The organism is Pseudonocardia pini (assembly GCF_013870575.1).
GTDB classification, from domain to species: Bacteria; Actinomycetota; Actinomycetes; order Mycobacteriales; family Pseudonocardiaceae; genus Pseudonocardia; species Pseudonocardia pini.
The window spans coordinates 1-5568 of the sequence record NZ_JACBXB010000349.1 but is presented as its reverse complement, the minus strand read 5'-3'; the positions used below and the strand labels follow the sequence as shown (position 1 = coordinate 5568).

The 5568-nt window shown below is 73.3% G+C and carries 4 protein-coding genes and 1 pseudogene; 3 read left to right on the top strand and 2 right to left on the bottom strand.

The features are described from left to right. The 3 genes and pseudogenes from H5J29_RS19130 to H5J29_RS19120 form a co-directional block, all read left to right on the top strand. Positions 1-806: pseudogene (locus H5J29_RS19130) on the top strand (hypothetical protein); the annotation flags it as partial. A 326-nt stretch (positions 807-1132) separates the two neighbouring features. Further along, the gene (gene phoH2, locus H5J29_RS19125) at positions 1133-2416 is read left to right on the top strand and encodes an RNA 5'-3' helicase PhoH2 (protein WP_376768550.1); all 1284 of its coding nucleotides are present in this window, start codon (positions 1133-1135) and stop codon (positions 2414-2416) included. Positions 2417-2554: 138 nt separating this feature from the next. Then, entirely contained in the window at positions 2555-3517 is a 963-nt protein-coding gene (locus tag H5J29_RS19120; protein ID WP_181782383.1) for a hypothetical protein, read from the top strand. Between the two features lie 54 nt (positions 3518-3571). On the opposite strand, the gene H5J29_RS19115 is transcribed toward H5J29_RS19120, so the two are convergent. Together H5J29_RS19115 and H5J29_RS19110 are read right to left on the bottom strand one after the other, a co-directional pair. Further along, complete coding sequence (locus H5J29_RS19115) at positions 3572-5011, bottom strand: GuaB1 family IMP dehydrogenase-related protein (RefSeq protein WP_181782381.1); 1440 nt, start codon at positions 5009-5011, stop codon at positions 3572-3574. A 174-nt stretch (positions 5012-5185) separates the two neighbouring features. Next, a partial coding sequence (locus H5J29_RS19110; protein ID WP_181782380.1) for an ankyrin repeat domain-containing protein occupies positions 5186-5568 on the bottom strand: 383 nt, incomplete at its 5' end.

Here is a 5568-nt window from a genome sequence, read left to right as displayed (position 1 = left end):
GGGGTGGTGGTGGGCAGCAGGCCGAGGCCCTGCGCGAGCGCGCCGCCGGGCTGGTGGAGCTGCCCGCGGGCGAGGGTGTGGAGATCGAGCTCGTCGAGGACCGGCCGTGGAGCGGGTTCAGCCGTCACCTCGGCGGTGGGCGGTCCGTCGCCCGGTTCAGCGTGGACGCGCCGCTGCGGGCGGGCCAGCTGGCCCGGCTGGTGGCGCACGAGACCTACCCGGGCCACCACGTCGAGCACCTGGCGCGAGTGGCCTCCCGCGACCCGGAGCGGGCGCTGAGCCTCACCCACGGGCCGCGGGCCCTGGTGGTGGAGGGCGTGGCGGACCTGGCGCTCGACGCCGTCGTCGGGCCGGGGTGGGGGCCCTGGGCGGCCGACGTCCTGGCCGGGGCCGGGGTGCGCACCGACGGGACCCTGGCGGAGGCGCTCGACGAGGCGATGCTCCCGCTGCAGCACGCCCGGCTCGATGCGGCGTTCCTCACTCAGCGGTCGGGTCCGGCCGCGGCCCGGGACCACCTCCGTCGGTGGCTACTGCTGGACGAGGAGCGCATCGAGCGGGTGCTCCGGTTCGTCACGGACCCGCGCTGGCGGGCCTACACCGCCACCTACGTCGTCGGGTATCCGCTGGTCCGCGCCTGGTGGAGTGGTGACGCCGCGCGTTTCCGCTGGTTGCTCGCCCAACCGGCCACCCCGGCGGTACTGGTGCCTGCGGCCGTCGGGGACTGCGCCGGACGGCCGTCACCCGTCCGAGCGACGACGACGACAGACGGTGTCGATCACGCGATGAGCGGTCGGCCGTTCTGTTAAATCTCGGGTCTGACGGTCCAGGTGTCCGAATGTCGCCCTTGACCGCATGAGGGTGACCGCTAGTAGCGTCAGTGGTGGCGGTGCGTCCCGATCGCACCGTCCGGGGAGGCCCTGGACGTGGTGTTGCAAAGCACCCGAGAGGGCCGGCATCCGGCCCTTGCGGGCGTGCGGGCGGCGTTGCAGACGCGGCTCGCGCAACCGCACCAGGGTCGGCCGGCCCACCGGAACTGTGGGCGTGGTGTCGCGCTCACGAGGGAGCACCCGTGACCGAACGTCGTACGGCCCCGGTTCAGACGACCAGCGACTCCGTCGCTGCTCGTTGCTACGTGCTCGACACCTCGGTTCTCCTGTCCGACCCGTGGTCGCTGACCCGGTTCGACGAGCACCAGGTCGTCCTGCCGCTCGTAGTGATCTCCGAACTCGAGGGCAAGCGACACCACCCCGAGCTCGGCTGGTTCGCCCGCTCGGCGCTCCGCCAGCTCGACGACCTCCGGATCAAGCACGGCAGGCTCGACGCGCCCGTGCCGATCGGCGAGGCCGGGGGCACGCTCCACGTGGAGCTGAACCACAGCGACCAGTCCGTGCTGCCGAGCGGCTTCCGCGCCGACACGAACGACAGCCGGATCCTGGCCTGTGCGCTCAACCTCCAGGCGGACTACGGCAGCACGCGGGAGGTCGTGCTCGTCACCAAGGACATGCCGCTGCGGGTCAAGGCAGCGGCCGTCGGCCTCCCCGCCGACGAGTACCACGGCCAGGACGTCGTGCCGTCCGGCTGGACCGGCATGGTCGACGTCGACGTGGCGGCCGAGGACATCGACGCCCTGTTCCGAGACGGCGTCCTCGACCACGCCGAGGCCGCCGAGCTGCCGTGCAACACGGGCATCCGGCTGCTGGGCAACACGTCGTCGGCGCTCGGGCGGGTCACCGCGGACAAGCAGATCAAGCTGATCCGCGGCGACCGCGAGGCGTTCGGGCTGCACGGGCGCTCGGCCGAACAGCGGGTCGCGCTGGACCTGCTGCTCGACCCGGACATCGGCATCGTCTCCCTCGGTGGCCGGGCCGGTACCGGGAAGTCGGCGCTCGCGCTGCTCGCGGGCCTCGAGGCCGTCATGGAGCGCCAGCAGCACCGCAAGATCGTGGTCTTCCGGCCGCTCTACGCCGTCGGCGGGCAGGAGCTCGGGTACCTGCCGGGCAGCGAGGCGGAGAAGATGGGCCCGTGGGCCCAGGCGGTCTTCGACACGCTCGGCGCGCTGGTCAGCCAGAACATCCTCGACGAGATCATCGCCCGGGGGATGCTGGAGGTCCTGCCGCTCACCCACATCCGCGGCCGCTCCCTGCACGACACCTTCGTGATCGTGGACGAGGCGCAGTCGCTGGAGCGCAACGTGCTGCTCACGGTGCTGTCGCGGTTGGGCACGGCGAGCCGGGTCGTGCTGACCCACGACGTCGCCCAGCGCGACAACCTCCGCGTCGGCAGGCACGACGGGATCGCCGCGGTGATCGAGAAGCTGAAGGGCCACCCCCTCTTCGCCCACGTCACCCTCACCCGCTCCGAGCGCAGCCCCATCGCCGCCCTCGTGACGGAGATGCTGGAGGGCCCCGGCAACTAGCTTTCCCGCACGAACGGCACTCTCGCTCAGTCCTAGTGAGCGAGAGTGCCGCTCGCTCAACGGGTGGGTTGTCCACAGCGGCACGCGGCTGTGGATGGGCGCGTGCAGGTGGGACGGCGGCGCCTCAGCATCGGGGTCATGCCCCGTCGCGTCTGTTCCCTGACCCTCGACGAGATCGCGTTCCGCTGCGACTCGACCGTCGTCCACGTTCGTGTCCTCGAGGACATCGGCGTGCCCCGGCGCACCATCCACGAGCGGTGTCGCCCCGGCGGCCCGTGGCAGTCGCTCCTGCCTGGTGTGGTGCTGCTCCAGAACGCGCCGCCGGGCAGAGCGGACCGGCGCCGGGCCGCTCTGGTCTACGCAGGGCCGGACGCGGTACTCACCGGACTCGACGCGTTGCAGCTCAGCGGCCTTCGGCGGGCTCCCACCCCGACCGGTCCGGTCCACGTGCTCATCCCGGCGGACCGCCGTCGACTCGGAGGTGGCGCCGTGCTCGCGGAACGCACGGAACGGCTGCCCGCCACCGCGCCCGACCCCTGGCCTGCGGCTCCGGTCGCGCGTGCGGCACTCGACTTCTGCCGCCGGTCACGGGACCGGGACCACGTCCGCACGGTGCTGGCCGAGGTCGTGCAGACCGGGCGCGCCTCTCCGGGTGAGCTCGCCGCCGAGCTGCGGGAAGGCAGCGGTCGCGGGTCGGCCCTCGCCCGGCAGGTGCTGACCGAGATCGCAGCCGGCGTCCGGTCGTCGGCCGAGGCGAAGGCGCGAACGGTGGTCGGTCGAACCGGGCTCGCAGAACCACTCTGGAACGCAAGGCTCGTGGACCCCGCGGGCAAGCACATCGCCACCCCGGACGCCTGGTTCGACGACGTCGGCCTCGCCTGGGAGATCGACTCCCGCGAGTTCCACTTCGCCGCGGAGGACTACGAGCGGACCGTCGTGCGCCACTCGCGCATGACCGCCCACGGGATCCTGGTCGTCCACACCCTTCCCCAGACGCTGCGCAAGCAGGGGGCGGAGGTCGTCGCCGAGCTCCGCCGATGCCACGCGCAGGCAGCCCTCCGCCCGCGACCGGATGTGCGAGCGATCCCATCCACCCCATGAGCGAGCGGCACCCTCGCTCACTAGGTATGAGCGAGAGTGCCGTTCGTGCGGGGGTCAGAGGCCGTGGGGGGTGCCCTCGGTGAAGCCGGCCTGGGTCTGGATGCCCACCACCGCGCGGTCGTGGAGTTCGGTCAGGGAGCGGGCGCCTGCATAGGTGCAGGCGCTGCGGACGCCTGCGGCGATGCCGTCGAGGACGTCCTCCACACCCGGGCGGTTGGGGTCGAGGAGCTGGCGGGAGCTGGAGATGCCCTCCTCGAACAGGCCCTTGCGGGCGCGGTCGAAGTCGTTGTCCCCGCGGGTCCGCGCCGTCACCGCCCGCTTCGACGCCATGCCGAAGGACTCCTTGTACGCGCGACCGTTCTCGTCCCGCAGGAGGTCGCCGGGGGACTCGTAGGTCCCCGCCAGCCACGAGCCGATCATCACCGAGGCCGCCCCCGCCGACAGCGCGAGCGCCACGTCCCGCGGGAAGCGCACGCCGCCGTCCGCCCAGATGGTCACGCCGTGGTCGCGTGCCGCGGTCGCGCACTCCAGCACGGCGGAGAACTGCGGCCTGCCGACGCCGGTCATCATCCGGGTCGTGCACATGGCGCCGGGGCCCACCCCGACCTTGATCACGTCCGCACCCGCCTCGGCGAGGTCCGCCACCCCGGCGGCCGTCACGACGTTGCCCGCCGCGATCGGGACCGGCGACCCGGACTCCGCCACGACGGTGCGCACGGCCCGCAGCGCCTCGAGCATCTTGTCCTGGTGTCCGTGCGCGGTGTCGACGACGAGGACGTCCACCCCGGCGTCGAGCAGGGCCTTGGCCTTGGTCGGCACGTCCCCGTTGATCCCGATCGCGGCGGCGGTCCGCAGCCGGCCGCGGGCGTCGAGCGCCGGCGTGTAGATCCCCGCCCGGATCGCGCCGAGCGAGGTGAGCAGGCCCGCGAGCCGGCCCTCGTCGTCGAGGCCCAGGGCCACGCCGGAGCCGCCGAGCGCGGAGAACACCTCGCGCGGCGCGGTCCCGAGGGGCAGTGCGACCGCGCCCGAGTCGAGGACGTCGGCGAGCCGGGTGAACCGGTCGACCCCCTGGCAGGCGGCCTCGTTCACGGTGCCGACCGGCCGCCCGCCGTCGTCGACCACCACGACGGTGTCGTGCGCGCGCTTCGGGAGGAGGTTCAGCGCGTCGGCCACCGCGTCCCCGGTCCGCAGTACGAGCGGGGTGTCCCACACGGGGTGCCGCGACTTGATCCACGAGACGATCCCGGCCACGGCCTCGGGCGCGACGTCCTGGGGGAGCACGGTCAGCGCCCCGCGCCGGGCCAGCGTCTCGGCCATCCGACGGCCCGCGACCGCGGTCATGTTCGCCGCGACCACCGGCACGGTGGCGCCGGTGCCGTCCGCCGTCGTGAGGTCGACGTCGAAGCGGGAGGCCACGGTGGACCGGCCCGGGACGAGGAAGACGTCGTCGTAGGTGAGGTCCGTCCGGGGCTGATGACCGTCGAGGAAGCGCACGGAGAGCCAAGGGTAGTCGCCCCACGCCCGCTCCGCCGCCTTCTGTGCGGATATATCGGCCGGTCGGTCCGACGTCGTGCAGCAGCGCCGCGCGCGACGGCGCCGGCCCACCGGGGGTGACGTCCGGGAAGTCGGCGACACGGCGACCGTCTCCGCAGGTCAGACGCCGGTGAGTCAGCGCTCGACGGGGATGTGCCGCTCCCGGAGCCAGGTCTCGATGGCGCGGCGGTCTCGGACCACCGACTCCAGCAGGATCCGTTCGGGGGTCGTGAAGAGGTAGCGTTGGAAGGTCGCCCCGCCGGCCGTGCGGGCGGTGGGGTCGGCGCCCGCGGCGAGCAGGTCCCGCACCACCGCGGTGCGGTTGATCATCGCGGCGTAGTGCAGCGGGGTGTGGCCGGTGCGGTCGGCGAGGTCCACGTCCGTGCCGCGCTCCAGGAGGAGGGCGATGTTCTCGTCGCGGTGGGAGTGCAGCGCGGGGCGGAGCGGGCTGCCGCCGGTCACGGCGTTCGGCGACGACGGGTCGAAACCCCGGTCCAGCAGCATCCGCAGCATGACGA